General features: G+C 48.2%; 17 protein-coding genes. 12 read left to right on the top strand and 5 right to left on the bottom strand.

The window, feature by feature from the left end; genetic code table 11:
* The first annotated feature begins 164 nt into the window (after positions 1-164).
* Positions 165-581, top strand: a complete 417-nt coding sequence (locus ACEN8J_RS02755) for a hypothetical protein (protein WP_069011025.1) — start codon at positions 165-167, stop codon at positions 579-581.
* 219 nt (positions 582-800) lie between these two features.
* On the opposite strand, the gene ACEN8J_RS02760 is transcribed toward ACEN8J_RS02755, so the two are convergent.
* The gene (locus ACEN8J_RS02760) at positions 801-1,928 is read right to left on the bottom strand and encodes an SGNH/GDSL hydrolase family protein (protein WP_069011026.1); all 1,128 of its coding nucleotides are present in this window, start codon (positions 1,926-1,928) and stop codon (positions 801-803) included.
* Between the two features lie 253 nt (positions 1,929-2,181).
* Positions 2,182-2,895: a GT-D fold domain-containing glycosyltransferase gene (locus ACEN8J_RS02765; RefSeq protein WP_029518346.1), complete on the bottom strand. Its 714-nt coding sequence runs from the start codon at positions 2,893-2,895 to the stop codon at positions 2,182-2,184.
* Positions 2,896-3,110: 215 nt separating this feature from the next.
* Here ACEN8J_RS02765 and ACEN8J_RS02770 point away from each other — a divergent pair, with 215 nt between their 5' ends.
* From ACEN8J_RS02770 to ACEN8J_RS02790, 5 genes are read left to right on the top strand one after another with little or no spacing between them, the layout of a single operon-like run.
* Positions 3,111-3,818, top strand: a complete 708-nt coding sequence (locus ACEN8J_RS02770; protein ID WP_029518347.1) for a glycosyltransferase family A protein — start codon at positions 3,111-3,113, stop codon at positions 3,816-3,818.
* Positions 3,819-3,837: 19 nt separating this feature from the next.
* Positions 3,838-4,818 (top strand): polysaccharide biosynthesis protein, encoded by a 981-nt coding sequence (locus tag ACEN8J_RS02775; protein ID WP_322252280.1) that lies wholly within the window; start codon positions 3,838-3,840, stop codon positions 4,816-4,818.
* A 2-nt stretch (positions 4,819-4,820) separates the two neighbouring features.
* Entirely contained in the window at positions 4,821-6,164 is a 1,344-nt protein-coding gene (locus ACEN8J_RS02780) for a nucleotide sugar dehydrogenase (RefSeq protein WP_340887102.1), read from the top strand.
* Positions 6,157-7,032: a class I SAM-dependent methyltransferase gene (locus ACEN8J_RS02785; RefSeq protein ID WP_165148709.1), complete on the top strand. Its 876-nt coding sequence runs from the start codon at positions 6,157-6,159 to the stop codon at positions 7,030-7,032. The genes ACEN8J_RS02780 and ACEN8J_RS02785 overlap by 8 nt, the downstream gene beginning before the upstream one ends.
* Positions 7,029-8,144 carry a tetratricopeptide repeat-containing glycosyltransferase family 2 protein gene (locus ACEN8J_RS02790; RefSeq protein WP_029518351.1) on the top strand — a complete coding sequence of 372 codons (1,116 nt, stop codon included), beginning with the start codon at positions 7,029-7,031 and terminating at the stop codon, positions 8,142-8,144. The genes ACEN8J_RS02785 and ACEN8J_RS02790 overlap by 4 nt, the downstream gene beginning before the upstream one ends.
* Here ACEN8J_RS02790 and ACEN8J_RS02795 read toward each other — a convergent pair.
* Complete coding sequence (locus ACEN8J_RS02795; protein ID WP_495594225.1) at positions 8,136-9,014, bottom strand: DUF72 domain-containing protein; 879 nt, start codon at positions 9,012-9,014, stop codon at positions 8,136-8,138. The genes ACEN8J_RS02790 and ACEN8J_RS02795 overlap by 9 nt on opposite strands.
* Positions 9,015-9,268: 254 nt before the next feature.
* Between ACEN8J_RS02795 and ACEN8J_RS02800 the strand changes: the two genes are divergently transcribed.
* The 5 genes from ACEN8J_RS02800 (at position 9,269) to ACEN8J_RS02820 (ending at position 13,579) form a co-directional block, all read left to right on the top strand.
* On the top strand, positions 9,269-10,054 hold the full coding sequence (locus ACEN8J_RS02800) for a class I SAM-dependent methyltransferase (protein ID WP_029518353.1): 786 nt from the start codon (positions 9,269-9,271) through the stop codon (positions 10,052-10,054).
* 22 nt (positions 10,055-10,076) lie between these two features.
* Entirely contained in the window at positions 10,077-11,087 is a 1,011-nt protein-coding gene (locus ACEN8J_RS02805; RefSeq protein WP_340886261.1) for an MBL fold metallo-hydrolase, read from the top strand.
* A gap of 75 nt (positions 11,088-11,162) precedes the next feature.
* Complete coding sequence (locus ACEN8J_RS02810) at positions 11,163-11,798, top strand: NAD(P)-dependent oxidoreductase (RefSeq protein WP_029518355.1); 636 nt, start codon at positions 11,163-11,165, stop codon at positions 11,796-11,798.
* 245 nt (positions 11,799-12,043) lie between these two features.
* The gene (locus tag ACEN8J_RS02815; protein ID WP_029518356.1) at positions 12,044-12,682 is read left to right on the top strand and encodes a TetR/AcrR family transcriptional regulator; all 639 of its coding nucleotides are present in this window, start codon (positions 12,044-12,046) and stop codon (positions 12,680-12,682) included.
* 105 nt (positions 12,683-12,787) lie between these two features.
* On the top strand, positions 12,788-13,579 hold the full coding sequence (locus ACEN8J_RS02820) for an SDR family NAD(P)-dependent oxidoreductase (RefSeq protein ID WP_165148718.1): 792 nt from the start codon (positions 12,788-12,790) through the stop codon (positions 13,577-13,579).
* Between the two features lie 142 nt (positions 13,580-13,721).
* Here ACEN8J_RS02820 and ACEN8J_RS02825 read toward each other — a convergent pair whose 3' ends face one another.
* Together ACEN8J_RS02825 and ACEN8J_RS02830 are read right to left on the bottom strand one after the other, a co-directional pair.
* A complete protein-coding gene (locus tag ACEN8J_RS02825) occupies positions 13,722-14,159 on the bottom strand; it encodes a GNAT family N-acetyltransferase (protein WP_069011036.1) in 438 nt (145 codons plus the stop codon).
* Between the two features lie 69 nt (positions 14,160-14,228).
* Positions 14,229-14,786, bottom strand: a complete 558-nt coding sequence (locus ACEN8J_RS02830) for a phosphatidylglycerophosphatase A family protein (RefSeq protein WP_069011037.1) — start codon at positions 14,784-14,786, stop codon at positions 14,229-14,231.
* Between the two features lie 152 nt (positions 14,787-14,938).
* On the opposite strand from ACEN8J_RS02830, the gene ACEN8J_RS02835 reads away from it, so the two are divergent.
* Positions 14,939-15,997: a GerMN domain-containing protein gene (locus ACEN8J_RS02835; protein WP_069011038.1), complete on the top strand. Its 1,059-nt coding sequence runs from the start codon at positions 14,939-14,941 to the stop codon at positions 15,995-15,997.
* Positions 15,998-16,087: the final 90 nt, after the last annotated feature.

Genomic DNA, 16,087 nt, shown 5'->3' on the forward strand with positions numbered 1-16,087 from the left:
CTAACCCCTGCTTTCTATCTATATATTCATTTCTAAAGCTTATATCATATGTATTTACTATCGGTTATTTTGAGCTGAATTGATAGATTTATTACTAATTTGTCCAATACGCCAAAGAATTTCTTGCATAACATGGAGTATCTTGCAATTTGGAGGGATAAGGTATGGGTTTTTTTCTGGATATGAGAAGCTCCACCAATTCATCAAAGACAGGTGAAGGTCCCGATATTCAACTGGGTCCTATACCGGAGCGATTCGGTTTGATTACTCTGCGAACCTTTCTTGTGCCAGGTCCGATTGTGACTTTTAGTGGTTCCATTGGTCTAATCGGTGAGCTTGGCGATACGTATGCAGTTGAAATCGTGCGTGGAGCCGACTATGATCCGAGCGAGGTAGTCTACCGCGCCGAGGGGGTACTGGGCGTGACCGGATCTAATGAAACGCAAGCTTTTAATGCACAGGATCTATCCGCTCCATTGGCAATACAAACAGTATATTCTTCTTATATTTCTGGTGTTTCGACCACTGTTCGTAATGGTCCAGAGGTATTCACGGGCATCGCTTCGACTCCGTTTCTGTAAATATATCAGGTGAATATTTCTTTAGTAAATACTCGCTGCCTGTTCGTGGTTCTCCTAGGATAGGCCGCTGCGCAGAAGCTTAACTAGCCACGAGCATAGACAGACAGCTGCTACAGACTCGTGGCTATAATTCTCAACAACACCCAGAGCACAAATGACCTAGTTGTTGTAATTTCCTTTATGAGCGTGTTCTACAAAGTTGATCGTGCTTCTCGGATTCTATTTCTTAAGAATCTCTCGCAAATACACTGTCAACTCATCTGCCGCTTTGGTATGGGCGGGGAGCCCGGGATGGCTGCGAGACCCTATCGTTTCTTCCGTCGTGTTAGGCAGTTGGAATACAGACACATTCCCATCCCTCGTTCTTTTCTTGTATGCATCTACTGCTCGGTAGATTGAGGGCATCATAGGAGTACCCAGCATCCCATAGGCCCATACAATATGAGCCGCAGGATTGCAATTCCGAAGCTTGACAAGAAAACATTCGATAGCGCTTTCAAAAGCTTGTAAATCTTCTTCATTGAATGTGCCGTCCTCGTTCAAGCGTTGCTTGTACACTTTACCGCTTGCTGGGTCCGTCCATGCAGGAGAATAAAAGGCTCCCCCGTCATTAGTCCCCAAATTCACTACGACCACGTCCGGCTGCCATGAGGTAAAATCATGATCTGAAAATGCCCCTAATGCTTCATTTCTCTCACCGGTCAGCACACCACATATCTGTTCATAATATGCCGGTATGTTCGTATCGGGATTATTATCCCAGCCCGTTAGGACACCCCAGCCGCTTTGTGAAAACACTCGGTAGTCCGCATTTAGTGCTTCGGCTGTTATGGCTGTATAATTGCGTAGTGCTGTGAACAGCATGGGAACCCAGTCTGTCTCGTCCTTCGCTCCAATCGTTCCTTCTCCCGAGGTAATGCTGTCACCGATAAATTCCACCTTGAGGGGCTTATCAGTGACCGGTAGCAATTCTCCGTCAACCTTCAGGGCATGAATTTGCAACAAGCAGTGCGGGTCCGAACTCATAGGCTGGACATCCTTGACCACACGGACATTTTTGACTGTATCAGGGTTTAACCCTCTCAAAAGACAGATCCAATGCCGTCCTGCAGTCACCATCAGGCGACTCATCGGGACACCATTGATGACAATACTGATCCAGGGCTCATACACCTGGTAATCGGCCTCAATTTCAATCCACAGCTCTGAGCCTTTGATATTCAATTCAATGCCACTTCCTGTCCAAAATAGAGTAAGCGGTGTACGTGTTTGCGTAGTTCGACCATGAACCTTTATATGCTTTGCTTTTGCAAGTGGGTATGTCTTCAATCTCTTGTTATGTGACATTTCAACACCCTCCTTATGGTTTTTAATGAATGCTAGTTTCTGTAATATTGTAAAAGAAGTTACAGGAAATCTCAAATTCTATTTCTAAACAAGCAAGGGCTCAAAGCTTTATATGGATTATCCTTTTTGATCACGCTTTAGAACTACATATGGTATCAAAAAGCACCAGCCAATTGAAATTTGCTGGTGCTTTTTGATATACGGAGCAAGGATTTTTGCTAAGTATATTTTTTCACAAATATTATTTTATCTATTAATTAGCTTTGCCGAACATGACGATATTAATCGCCTTGCCGAAGTCTATACCTACTTTGCCAGTGAGTTCTGCTGTTTTTTGTGCTAACACGACTGCATTGACACCACAAGAGAACAGCGCAATGTCAAAGTCATCTTTGTGTGCTGCGATCCATTGGAGAGTTTCAGGCATTTGTTCATATTGATGAAATGCCAGTGTGTGGGCAATATGCAGCTTGTACGGATCTGCCTCAAGAACAGGCTTTACTTCAGTGGCCGTCCGGGTGACCAGCAGAATGCGTCGATTTTTCAGCATGTCCCAGAAAGCGGGTGTCCCAGCCAAATACCGATTCAGGCAGGCGTGGCAGGTCAGCGCGGGGGAAAGAGCATAGTGAGCAAAGACCTGATCGGTCAGCTCCCGCTTCATATAGGATGGTGCTTTAATAGATTCGTCATCATATGGCAAAATGCCAGTAATGGTGGCTTTGCTCACTGCCTCAGCCACCGCGTCCCGTAGTTCCGTATTTGGTAGAAACAGTCCCTTTTGACCGAGATTGGCTTTGACCGCCCAACGTTCCTGTAACACCTTTTCCATCGGCCAGACGGTATCCTGCGCCAACACCAAATTTTCACCATCTCCAATACGAATGAGCGAAAAGGACTGGTGCTGATCGAGTGCTAGCTTCAAACGCTTCAGTACCTCGTCCATCTCCAGATACTTTGGATTCGTCATATCATGTTTCCTCCCTGTCGTTCCTGCTTGTTCAACTTTTCAGATGGAGTAAAAAACTTTGTATTCTATCATATGTCGAAAGCGAAAAGGTTTTTGTATGAACGGCTATTCTTTTTGGATTCTACCTATTTTTACAAGATTCGTTGTATCTGTACGTGCCGTTTCAGGAGCGTCTTCATAACTTGAGAGAAGACGGTTGAAAGGGAGGAAGATCAATGAATCGCAAGGTTGTAATTGAAATTAATTTTAATAACTATGGGATGAATCCCAACCGCCTGACACGTGAGTGGATCAGCGAGCGACTGGATATATTCAGAACCTTTACGCTGCGTAGTTTACTCAGTCAGACAAATGCGGATTTCCTATCTGTCGTCAAGCTGGCGGGCGGATGCAGTGACATCGTGGAAGAGGAGCTGGCCCGACATGAGCCCATTCCCGACCACATCCGTTTTGGTACGAGCATCGAAAGTAAACGTCGTATCCATGCGTACATCGAAGGTGCGGACGAACTGCTCATTGCTCGAATAGATTCCGACGATTTGTATCACCAGTCCTTTGTACAACAGTTGCATGATTACAAGTTTCAATCGGAGACGGTTGCGCTGGTGAACCAGATGGGTTACCTGTGGGATGCGGTTGAGGGGCAGATGGCACCGGTGTTTCACCGTTCGCCTTCTTTTTATGTGTTTCGCTATCAAGTGGAAGATTTTCTGAATGATTACCGTGTGGTCATTCCTGGAAAGGGTACGCACGGATATGTAACGGAGCTGCCGCATGAGATCATTCCACTTCGCAACTATGTGAACGTCATTCATGCTGCCAATACTTCGGTGAAAAAAGTGCCGGCGAAGGATCGGCTGTCAGAGAATGAAATGAATGCTGTGCTGGCAGAATTTCTGGGAACAGGCATTGCCAATTCGTAACGGTCAGGAGGAGATTATATTGTTCAAAGGAAAAAAACTGCTGGTGACCGGAGGAACGGGATCTTGGGGGCAACGCCTAACCGCTGAATTGCTGAAGGAGGACCCGGCGGAGATTCGTATTTTCTCACGCGGTGAATTTGCACAGATTGCCATGCAGCGGCAATTTCTATCGGATCCTCGCCTGAATTTCATGATTGGAGATATTCGAGATCTTCAGGCATTGCAGGAGGCATGTCGCGGAGTGGACTATGTATTCCATTTGGCGGCATTAAAGCATGTCCCTGTGTGTGAGAGACAGCCGGAAGAGGCTTTCAAGACGAACGTACACGGTACGGAAAACGTGATCCGGGCCAGCATTGAGCAGGGAGTCGCCAAGGTAATTGATGTCTCTACAGACAAGGCAGTAGATCCGGTGAATGTATATGGCATGACGAAGGCGATAGGTGAAAGACTGATGATCCGCGCCAACACTTTAAGTGAGCGTACTCGCTTTGTGTGTATACGCGGCGGCAACGTGTTGGGGACGAGTGGAAGTGTCGTGCCCCTGTTCAAGCGCCAGATCGCGGATGGGCAGGATTTAACGCTGACGAGCCCAGATATGACACGCTTTTTCCTCACGCTCGGAGAGGCGATTGGCTTGCTGCTGAAGGCTTCTGTCACGGCGGTTGGGGGAGAGACGCTAGTGATGAAAATGAAGGGCTGCAATATTGCAGATCTAGCAGAAGTGATGAAAGAACAGGCGGGGCAGCCTGCGTTGAAAGTAAAGGAGATTGGTATACGTGGTGGGGAAAAGCTGCATGAGGTGCTGATTTCGCCCTATGAGGTGCCGCATACGTATCGCTATGATGATCGCTATTTTGTTATTCTTCCCCAGCAAGCAGACAAGCGCTTACTGAGCCAATACGGTGGATTGGAACGAGTGAGCTTCGATCAATATCGCTCGGACGATGAGTTAATGGATCGCGCTGGAATTGCTGAGCTACTGCGAGGCATGGAGTAATGATGAAAGAGGTGGGTATTTTGCAGCTTATGGAAAAAATAACTAAAGGAACTATAAAGGTTGCGGTAATCGGCCTCGGTTATGTAGGGCTGCCCATGGCAGTGGAAATGGCAAAGGCTGGTTATGATGTATATGGTGTGGATTCCGATCCCGTCAAAGTAGCCAAGCTGCTTCAAGGAAAGTCGTACATCATAGACATTGGTGATGATGCATTGGAAGGTCTGATTGGACAGCAATTGCATCCGGTTACGGATATCAAGGTACTGGAGCAAGCGGATATCGTCGTGATCTGCGTGCCTACGCCGCTGACGGACGGACACCAGCCGGATACGTCCTATATTGAAACGGCTATTGATCAGGCTATACCTCATTTGCGTAGACAAACACTGTTGATTCTGGAAAGCACCACCTATCCGGGAACGACCGAGGAACTGATTCGACCGGTGATAGAGCAGCGCAGGGGCTGGACGGTAGGTAAGGATTTCTATGTGTGCTTCTCGCCGGAACGTGTGGATCCGGGTAGCGTTCATTTTAACATTCGCAACACACCCAAGGTGATCGGCGGTTGCACGCCGGATTGTCTGGCAGTGGGAGCAGGGTTTTATGGGTCCTTTTTGGACCAGATTGTTCCGGTAAGCTCGACGACCGTGGCGGAAGCCGCCAAGCTATTCGAGAATACGTTCCGCAGCGTCAACATTGGAATGGTCAATGAGTTGACAGCCGCCTGTGAGAAAATTGGCATCAATATATGGGAGGTACTGGATGCAGCGGCCACCAAGCCATTCGGCTATATGCCTTTTTATCCGGGACCTGGCATCGGGGGGCACTGTATCCCGGTTGATCCGCTATACTTGTCATGGAAATCCGAGCAGCATGGTTTTCCATTGGAATTCGTGGACTTGGCAGATCGCATGAATCGGCGTATGCCGCTGTATATTGCGGAGCGAATTGAAGCTATGCTTGCTCAGAAAGATAAAGCCATAAACAAAGCCAACATCATTCTGGCAGGTGTGGCCTACAAAAAGGACATTGATGATGTTCGCGAATCCCCGGCTCTTGTCCTGTTCGAGCATTTAACTAAAATGGGTGCTTCGGTTAGCTTCACCGACCCGTATGTATCAAGTTTTAAGCTGAACGGTGAAGAAATCCCATCTCGGACGGCAAATGCCCAGCTATGGGAAAGTGCAGATATCGTAGTCATTACGACAGACCATTCTGTGGTGAATTACCAACAGCTGGTCGACCATGCCCCGCTGGTCTTCGATACACGTAATGCGACTGCACATTGCACAGGTGGACATGTCGTGATCTTGGGGCATCCCGGAGGGGGCGCCGCTGTTGGCTAACCGTGATCAGGTAAACGAACGTTATTACGGGCAGATTAATTCGGAGGAATCTCATGAAGCCACCCGCAATAGAATTCACTGGATTTGTCGCCATGTACAGGGTCATACGGTGTTGGATGTTGGGTGCAGTCAGGGCATAACGGCTATTTTGCTCGGGCGGGAAGGCTTTGAGGTAACGGCTATTGATTTGGAAGAGGGCAGCATTTCTTATGCAAAAAAAGAACTTCGTCAGGAATCCGCACCCATCCGGGGACGAGTCCACTTTCAGTTAAAGGACATTTCACAATTTGAGCGTCCTCCCGGTGGATTTGATACCATTATTTTAGGGGAGATTTTGGAACATTTTGCGCATCCCGACAACCTGCTGGCTCATGCTTACCGCTTGTTGAATAAAAAGGGTACGCTCGTCTTGTCTGTACCTTATGGTTACCATCCGTTTCATGATCACAAGCGGACTTACTATGCCGGGAGCCTCTCCCGTGTGTTGTATCCTTATTTTGATGAACAAGCGTTGGAGGTGCATCACAAATATTTGTGCTTTGCAGGCCGCAAGAAGTCGAAAGAACTGCGTGAGGTCAAACCAGAGGCAGCGCATCTGAATGAGTGGATGAAACTGGACGAGGAGCAATTTCGACTGGTGGAGCAGCAGCATGTTCGCAAAATGAATCAGCGAAAGGCCGCACTCGACAAGGCGGTACAGCGAATCCGGTATATGGAGGAACAACTTTTGCCGATGGAAAGGTATGCACGTGTCGAACAGTTAGACAAGACGCAGGCTGAAAGGAGAGTTGCATATACTGCTGGCGAGTCTACCGGAAAAACGAGGGGAGAATCAGCCAAAGGTAAAGGGGATGACGTGAAGTCATGACTGAGCATCCAATGACCATCAGCTTGTGCATGATCGTAAAGAACGAGGAGCACACACTTACCCGCTGTCTGGATTCGGTCTCAGACCTGATGGATGAAATCATTATTGTGGACACGGGGTCGACGGATCAGACGAAGACGATAGCGGCGCGCTATACGGATCGGCTATATACATTTGAATGGAAGGATGATTTTGCAGCCGCCCGTAATGAATCATTTGACAAGGCGACGTGTTCCTACGTCATGTGGCTGGATGCGGACGATGTGCTGCTGGAGCCGGATCGTGAGCGCCTGCGTGCCTTGAAGCAGCGTTTGTCTAAGGATATCGACGCAGTGGTGATGCCACTTCATTTGGCAGAGGGGGAGCAGGGTGAACTGTTGTTCACCTCACGCCGTATCCGTCTCGTGAAGCGCGAGCGACAATACCGCTGGGAAGGGCGTCTGCATGAGGATCTGGTGATACCTCAGGGGCAAATCGTTCATTCAGATGTGGCAGTAACACACCGCCGAATGCAAGACCACATGCTCCGTAACCAACGTATTCTCGCCCGGTGGATCAGCGAAAGCGGCAAGCTGGAGGGGCGTCTGCTGTATTTGCACGCCAATGAATGTTTTGACCGTAAAGAATATGCCGAGGCGGTAGAGGCGTTCAATCTTCTGTTGGAGGAGCCGAGCGGCTACCGTGAGGATCGGATTACCGCTTGTGCGCGGTCGGCGGAATGCTATCTTCACCTCGGGAAGCCGGAGCAACAGCTGGATCGTCTGTTACGTTCCTTTCGATACGGTGTACCGCAATCAGACTTGTGCTGCATGATCGGTGACTGGTTTTTCACAAGAAACGAATGGAGCACTGCCGCGTACTGGTACGAAAAGGCATTGGAGCAACAGCATCACCTTCCGGGTATGCGACCTGTTCCACTACCATGCTACTCCTGGTTACCTCATGTGCGGCTCAGCCATTGCTATGCCCATGTAGGTCAGCTGGACGCTTCGTATGAGCATAACCAGACCGCTTTACGCTATTTACCTGACGACCCGCATTTACTGGATAATGCACGCAAGCTCAAGGAGGCTATTTCCAACTCCCCACCCTCAGCCCGTTCCTCAAAATAGTTCAAGCTGTTCCGGCCCGTTATTCTCTTCGTGTGGCTTGCGAGGGGGAAAAGGTTTAGGGTCCATGCCAAGCATGGTCATGAGTTGCTTGGCATTAGCAGCGGCGTCTCCACCGGAGTTGTTGTTGAAAATAACACACACCTCGCGGCTTTGCTGCTCCAGCTCCAGCAACCTGTCTCTCCATTCGGTCAACTCTTGTTCATTGTACCGATACAGATAACGAACCTCCCGCCAATTCGGTGCAGAGCTTTGATTCCAGCCCGATATGTTCCGCCCGTGGAGACGTACGATTGTCAGATTACCGTCTGTAGCCAACGGCACAATGGGAACCGACCCTGGTCCTGCCTGCGGCTCGTCGCATACGCTGTGTATCCAGCCTTCTTCACGCATGAATGCCAGCGTTTGTTTCCGAAAATCGGGTGTGAACCAGCTTTGATGTCTGAATTCAAGTACGGATGGGACCTCTCCCATCCTATTTTTTGTGTCTCGCAGTACAGCGACATTCTCACGTGTACAGTCGAACCAGGGTGGGTACTGAAACAGCACGGCTTTGAGCTTGCCCGCTTCGTGAAGAGGCTGTATCGATGCATGCAGTGCTTCGTACATGGCATCTATTGTTTTGAAGTAAGGTTGCTTGCCGCGGGTATGTCCAGTCATGCCTTGGTAGGCTTTGACGAGAAATGAAAAAGAGTCAGGGGTTTCCGCCGCCCAGCGTGCCATACGATCTGTGGGCTGCACCGCATAGAAAGAGCTATCCATTTCTACTACCGGAAAATGGCTTCCATAGATACTTAGTTTTTGGTTAGCTTTGGTACCCGTTGGATACAAGTCATCGTGATCGCCCCAACCCGTAAGTCCAATTCGAATCATAATTTCCCCGCTCCTTTCCTTCATGAAAACTTCGAAAGGCGTTCCCATGAATCATTTTAATGATAAAATGGGGTGAATCACATGAAGTTGGTATGAAGTTCCTATGAATATTTAAGCTCAAATACGGTTATTGTAACATGTTTCCTTATTCAGGATTTTGCGAAACCCTTATTCGTAATGCTTTTGAGTTTCCAGTTTGAAAAAGCTAATATAGTATGTAATAGAGCGAAATGAGTTCATGGAGGAGAAACGATATGGCAGAATGGTACGAGCAAAGCTTTGGGGAAGATTATTTATTGGTATACAAGCATCGCGACTTTCAGGGAGCCTATCAGGAAGTGCAAAAAATGATCTCCTGGCTTAAATTACCGCAAGGCTCCAGCGTATTGGATTTATGTTGTGGGATGGGACGTCATTCGCTTGCGCTCGCAGATGCAGGTTATCAGGTGACAGGTGTGGACCTTTCCAATGTGCTGCTGAGAGAAGCTCGTGCAGCTGATTCCGAAGGACGGGTAAGTTGGCATCAAGGGGATATGAGAGAGGTGCCGCTGGATGAAAGCTATGACGCGGTGATGAATTTGTTCACCTCCTTTGGTTATTTTGAACAGGATGAGGAGCAGCTTAAAGTGCTAAAGGAAATATATCGGCTGTTGAAGCCGGGAGGACGCTTTATCATAGATTATTTGAACCCTGCTTACGTAGCCGCTCATTTGGTACCGCATTCGTCGCGGGAGGATGAAGGGAATTGGATTGAGGAGCATCGGGTCATTGAAGATGGATTTGTGAAAAAGCAAATTGCGATTCGGTCAGCTGCATCCGTTACGGGCACTGAGGCAGCCTCTGCTCTGGGCACGACTCCTACTGAGGGAGAACCTGCGCGCGTGTATCATGAACGAGTGAAGCTATATCCATATGAGAAGTTTCGTGGATTGCTAGAGCAAGCCGGACTATCTGTAGAGCAGGTACACGGAAGCTATAATGAAGATCAATATATTGAAGATGCTTCGCCTCGAATGATTTTTGTCGGCGTGCGGGCTTGAAACAGAAAGGCGGGTGGAAGCCATGAAAATGCCAGAGCTTACACCGTGTGAGCGAATAGACGGAGGCTTTCAGGTCAAAATATCCATGTCCTTTCCGCTGCGCTGGGTGAATAGCTATGTGCTCAAGGGAGAGCACGGTTTTACAATTGTAGACCCGGGGCCGCGCAATATGGACACCGAGGCAGAATGGGCGCATGTCTTCCACCAGCTGGGAATGTCCTTTGGGGATATTTCGGACATTGTGGTCACTCATCATCACCCCGATCATTACGGATTGGCGGGCTGGATGCAGCAGCAAAGTCAGGCTCGTGTACATATGTCAGCCCGAAGCCATAAGGAAGCGATGATGATGTGGGACGCTCCAGAATCGACGGTCGCTATGGAGAACAGGCTTCCCAGCTTTTTTGTCCAGCATGGTTTTCCTTTGGAGCAAGTGCCGGCCTTGGAATTACATATGCGGCAGGCTTATTTGCAAGTGAATCCACAGCCTGAGATTACCGTTATTCCTACCGGCATAGACGCTCGTCTGGAATGGGGTGGACGCAGTTGGCTGCCCGTCGAGACGGGAGGGCATGCGCCCGGACATATGTCCTTATATGACCCGAATAGCGGTGTTATCCTCTGCGGTGACGCAGTTTTGCCGCAGATTTCTCCTAATATCAGTCTGCTGCCGGGCAGTGATGCCCAGCCGTTGAAGTCTTATGTAGACGGCTTGCAGCGTCTAGGCGAGCTGGAGGTAGCGTGGGCATATCCGGGGCACCGCAATCCGTTTGGTTATTTTCGGGAGCGGACGCAAGCGTTGCTGGCACATCATGAAGAACGACTGGAGAAATTTCAGCAGCTGATCCAACCGGAGGGAAGCACAGCCTATGAGCTGTGCATTGCCATGTTCGGTGGCAAGCTGGGTATTCACCAGCTAAGGTTTGCCATGTCCGAGACGCTGGCTCATCTGGTGGAGCTGGTGCGCCGTGAACGGGCCTCTATGAGCGAGACGAACCCAATCACGCGCTTCTATCCCTTTTGCCGTCAATAGTCACGGAAAGTTGACCAACAAGTGACATAACGAAACAACATGACAAGCGGCATGCATGCCGGAAAAGAGGACTTTATGAATTTGCTGCTGCTGGGAGCTACCGGACGCGTAGGACGGTATATATTAGATTATGCGTTAGCGGACGGTCATACCGTTACGGTCCTTGTTCGTTCACCGGACAAGTTGGAGGATTACATACCTGGATATGGGAATCAGCTGCAAATCGTACAAGGCGATGCCACTAATGGAGAGGACGTAGCACAGGCGCTGAAGGGTGGGGCGACGACTGTGATCAGTGCGCTGAATACGGATGGAACGACTACCTTATCCGTTAATATAGCCCTGCTGATCCGGCTCATGCAGGAACAGTCCATTTCTCGGCTCATTACGGTAGGAACGGCAGGAATTTTGCAAAGCCGGACCGAACCGGACCTGTATCGTTACGAGTCCTACGATACCCGACGACGCAGCACTCGTGCGGCCCAGGAACATCGGCGAGTGTACGAATTGCTGCGTGAATCGGCACTAGACTGGACAATCGTATGTCCAACCTATCTACCGGACGGAGCGCGGACAGGTATTTATCGCGTGGAAAAAGATTTTTTGCCTGAAGGTGGCTCACAAATTACCACCGCGGATACGGCTGATTTTACTTATTGGCAATGCAAGAGTTACGAATTTATCCGTACACGGGTAGGTATTGCCTACTGATCGTGAAACACCCAACATAGCTTCATTTTTAAGCAATCAACCAGAGCACGGTAAGTGTATCTACTTATTGTGTTTCTTTTTTTATTTGACAAATACTCAGGCTTAGAATACTATGATTCTTAACGGAAACACCGTTTCCCGAAAGTCTTGTGTAGTTCTTTAATTTATTATAGTAGCAACAAGCAACAGTTTTTAATAAGCCAGGATTTTGCAAAATCCTCAAGCAAAAGGAAGTGCATTCAATCATGTCCGAGCCATCGCCTCCCTATAAAACCTATTCGGAAGTGAAGCAACAGCAGCAGCAATTGCTACGTAAAAATGTCATCGATGCCGCATGCATCCTTCTTGTGGAAGAAGGGCCTGAGGCTGTGACCGTACGGCGAGTTGCGCAGAAATTAAGCTGTTCCACCAAGATCATTTACAATATTTTTGGCAGTAAGGATGGTCTTGCCAATGAGATGTACCTGGATGGATGTCGGCTATTGGCTGAAACCTTCCAGCAAGTACCTGTTACCGAAAGCGTACTCGCTGATCTGGAAGCTCTATGCTGGGCGTACTGGGAATTTGCACAGCTCCATTCAGCCTATTATAAAATGATGTTTGGCGGGGCATTGTCTGATTTCAAGCCCGATGAACAGAGCTTGGAGGGGACCACAACGGCACTGTCACGAATTCTGCAAACCGTCATACACGCTATGGAGCAGGGAGCATTGAAAGAGCATGATCCGTTGCTGGTTGTCCGGATGTTTTGGTCTGCTTTACATGGGGTCATACATCTTCAGTTTGCAGGTCATTTTTCAGATGTAGATATGGCTCAAGGGGTGTATGCATTTACACTGAAGAATACGCTCGTAGCATTTAAAACATCCTCATCCCCATCGTAAAAATGAAGTGTACTGAGGTCGTCATAGTAGATGACTTCAGTTCATTATAGAGTAGTGGTAACAATGTTTCTAAAATAAAACAACGATACTATGGAGGTTATCATCATGTTTATGTACGCAAACAAAACAGCTCTGATCACAGGGGCATCATCCGGTATTGGCGAGGCATTTGCCTATTCGCTCGCAGCTAAGAAATGTGACCTCATTTTGGTAGCTCGGAATGAAACCAAATTAGAAGCGCTGGCCAAGGAGCTCATAGCTAAATATAACGTAAAAGCAACAGTGATTGCGCTGGATCTTTCCACACCCGGAGCATCCCAGACATTGCATCAGGAGGTTCAAAAACAACAGCTAAAGGTAGATCTCCTGATTAACAACGCGGGTTTTGCCACCTATGGATACTTTGAGCAGGTTTCAGGAGAACGACAACATGAGGAAGTGATGCTCAATGTGGCTGCTTTAGTCGACATCACACATGCATTTATGCCTGATTTATTGCGTAAGCGGGATGGGGGGCTCATCAATGTTTCTTCCACAGCCGCATTTCAGCCCGATCCTTATATGGCCGTATATGGAGCAACCAAAGCATTTGTGCTTTCTTTTACTGAAGCGCTATGGGCCGAAAATCGGAAACGGGGGCTTAAAGTTTTGGCCCTTTGTCCAGGCTCAACAGAAACGCCGTTTTTTGATATTGTTGGCGCAAGTGAAGCGTCAATTGGAATTAGGGAAACTCCCCAAACCGTTGTGAAGAACGCGTTGAGAGCATTTGAAAAGGGACGTAGTCACATCATTTCCGGTCGCCAAAACTATTGGGTAGCTCAGGTGTCCCGGTTCTTCTCTCGTCAATCCACGCTGGGAATTGTAGAACGTGCACTGCGTCCACAAAATGGATTGTAATTTATGAATGAAGGTAATCTGAGCTTGAAATGTTAGAATGGCAATGAATAAGCTGTGAGTATTATGCACCGGGTCTGATCGTTTATAGCTCGACTTGAATCAGACCCGGTGTTCCTATTTGTATAGATCAAGCGCTTAGATCCTATTCTAGTCCTCGGGAATATAGTAAAATTCCATCCCGTTTCTCCCAGCCATTAGCTGACCAGAAGCGTTGACCCCCTGCGTTATGCTCCATCACAAACAGATGACATTTATCAATGCCTTCTCTCAGCAAAGCAGATAACGCTTTATCCACCAATCTGGGCGCGATCCCTTGACCACGATGTGCTGCAGCTACACCCAGATGATACAGAAACCCCCTGCGACTATCGTGGCCCGCTAAAATCGTGCCTATGATGTTTCCGTTGTACTCACAGACAAAGCTAAGTCCTTCGTTCCGTTGTAAAAAGCGTGCAATTCGCTCCGGTGAGTCGGCCTCGCTTAATCCCAATCCGTCTAAGCCATTCCACAGCTCAATGGCTTGATCATAATCATTAGCCTGCATCGTACGGAATGCATACCCTTCAGTAATGTTTGCCATGTCTAGTTCTCCTCTAACCCTTATATATCTGCTATATTCCCACGCGTTGTTTGTTATTTAGCATGTTGTTTAACGTGTTGTATTCGGTGCGCTTTCTTCCCCAAGCTCCTGCTCACGCTCTGCCTGTTTGCGATGGGCGATACGGCTGCTGGCCGAAGCTGCGATAGCGCCCACAATGTCGTCCAGGAACGTATGGATCGGCCCGAGGCTTTTATCATTCAGGCGTTCCAGCACACCTGGTTTGAGTTTATCGACATAACCGTAATTGGTGAATCCAATGCTGCCGTACACATTTACAATGGAAAAGGCCAGAATTTCATCCACCCCGTATAATCCCTCATCATTTTCAATCATATCCTGCAATGGGGGAAGAAGAGCGCCCTGTTCTGCAAGGATATCCAGTTGGATGCCCGTGAGCACGGCATTTTGAACCTCGCGCTTCATCAGTACCTTGTCCACATTCTCCATACATTCTTCCATCGTTAGGGTTGGGTAATATTTTTTCTGTAAAAGCATGACCAGTTCTGCGATTTCAGTCATGTTAACGCCACGCTTGTGCAGCCACTCGCGGGTGGCATCAGCTACCTTTTTACTGTTCAGGCTGTAAGGTACTTTTTTCTTGTCCATAAAATTGAAGTTACCCTCCTCGTATAGATCCTGATTTCTACTGCAATTATGACCAGTGTGTCCAGTCTGCTGAAAAAGTAGTTATTTTTTACGCGAGGCTTGTATACATATTAGTACAATCTGTACAAAATTGTTAGGGAGGAACTTCACTTATGAATATAAAACACCCATGGCGTATGACCTCTGTAGCTGGACTGCTATCCCTACCCCTGTTGTTGTCAGGCTGCAGCCTTTTCGGCAACGAATCGGCATCCATTGACCCCCCGCCGTCCACGACAGAGCAGTCCATGATTAAGGCTGTAACCGGAAAAGCACCTGCCAGTACAGGGCAACTGAGGGCTGTTTTTTTGCAAGATCATAACGGTTTGCTGGCCCCGGTATCTTTACCGATGGCTACAGGGGATGTACAGGCAGATGCCAAGTCGGCGCTGGAAGCCCTGGTTGAGGGGGGGCCGTATGCCGGATTATTGCCAGAGGGATTTAAAGGTGTAATTCCCCAAGGCACGGAAGTGAAAAGTGTGACAGTGGACAAGAACAACAAGCTGGCTGTTGTCGAATTCAACAAATCTTTCGCCAACTATAAGCCACAGGATGAACGAAAATTAATGGAGAGCTTGACCTGGACCCTGACCGACCGTCCTGATATTGAGAGCGTACAGATCTGGGTGGAGGGCAAAAAGCTGAACGAAATGCCTGTTGGCGGCACACCGCTGGATCATCCGTTGACACGTGCAGTAGGTATTAACTTGGAGATTGGTCATGGCGTAACACCACTGGATTCCAGTCCAGTCACTGTGTATTTCTCTTCATCTTCTCCTGCTGGAGTTCAATACTATGTACCTGTAACACGGTTGGTCAGCCCTGAAAAAGATCGTGTCCAGTCAGCACTGCATCAATTGATTCAAGGGCCGCAGACCAAAGATGGGTTACAAGAAGTGATGACAGGAGAGACGGCACTGAAATCGGTAGAACGCTCCAAAGACAACGTCATTACGGTATCGCTCTCGGATGATATGTTCGCTAAGGGAGAAGCAGTGCCTGCTGAATTTTTGGAATCGGTTGTGCTGACAGCGGCAGACAATTCAGATGATGCAGTCAAAACAAAAATTCGGATTGAACTGAATGGTGAAAAAAGCGTGATTGGACAAAATAATCAAAATTATGGAGAGCCTGTAGCCAAGCCGCAGCATATTAACGAAATCCCTCTTTAAGGGCGTGTTCAAAAGTCGGCTTTTCAGGACCGAGAAGATTGGATGAAGCTAGGGACTGAGTAGCGGAGCGTAGACAGATCTACGTGAGCA

This window comes from Paenibacillus sp. Paensp38, from assembly GCF_059491915.1.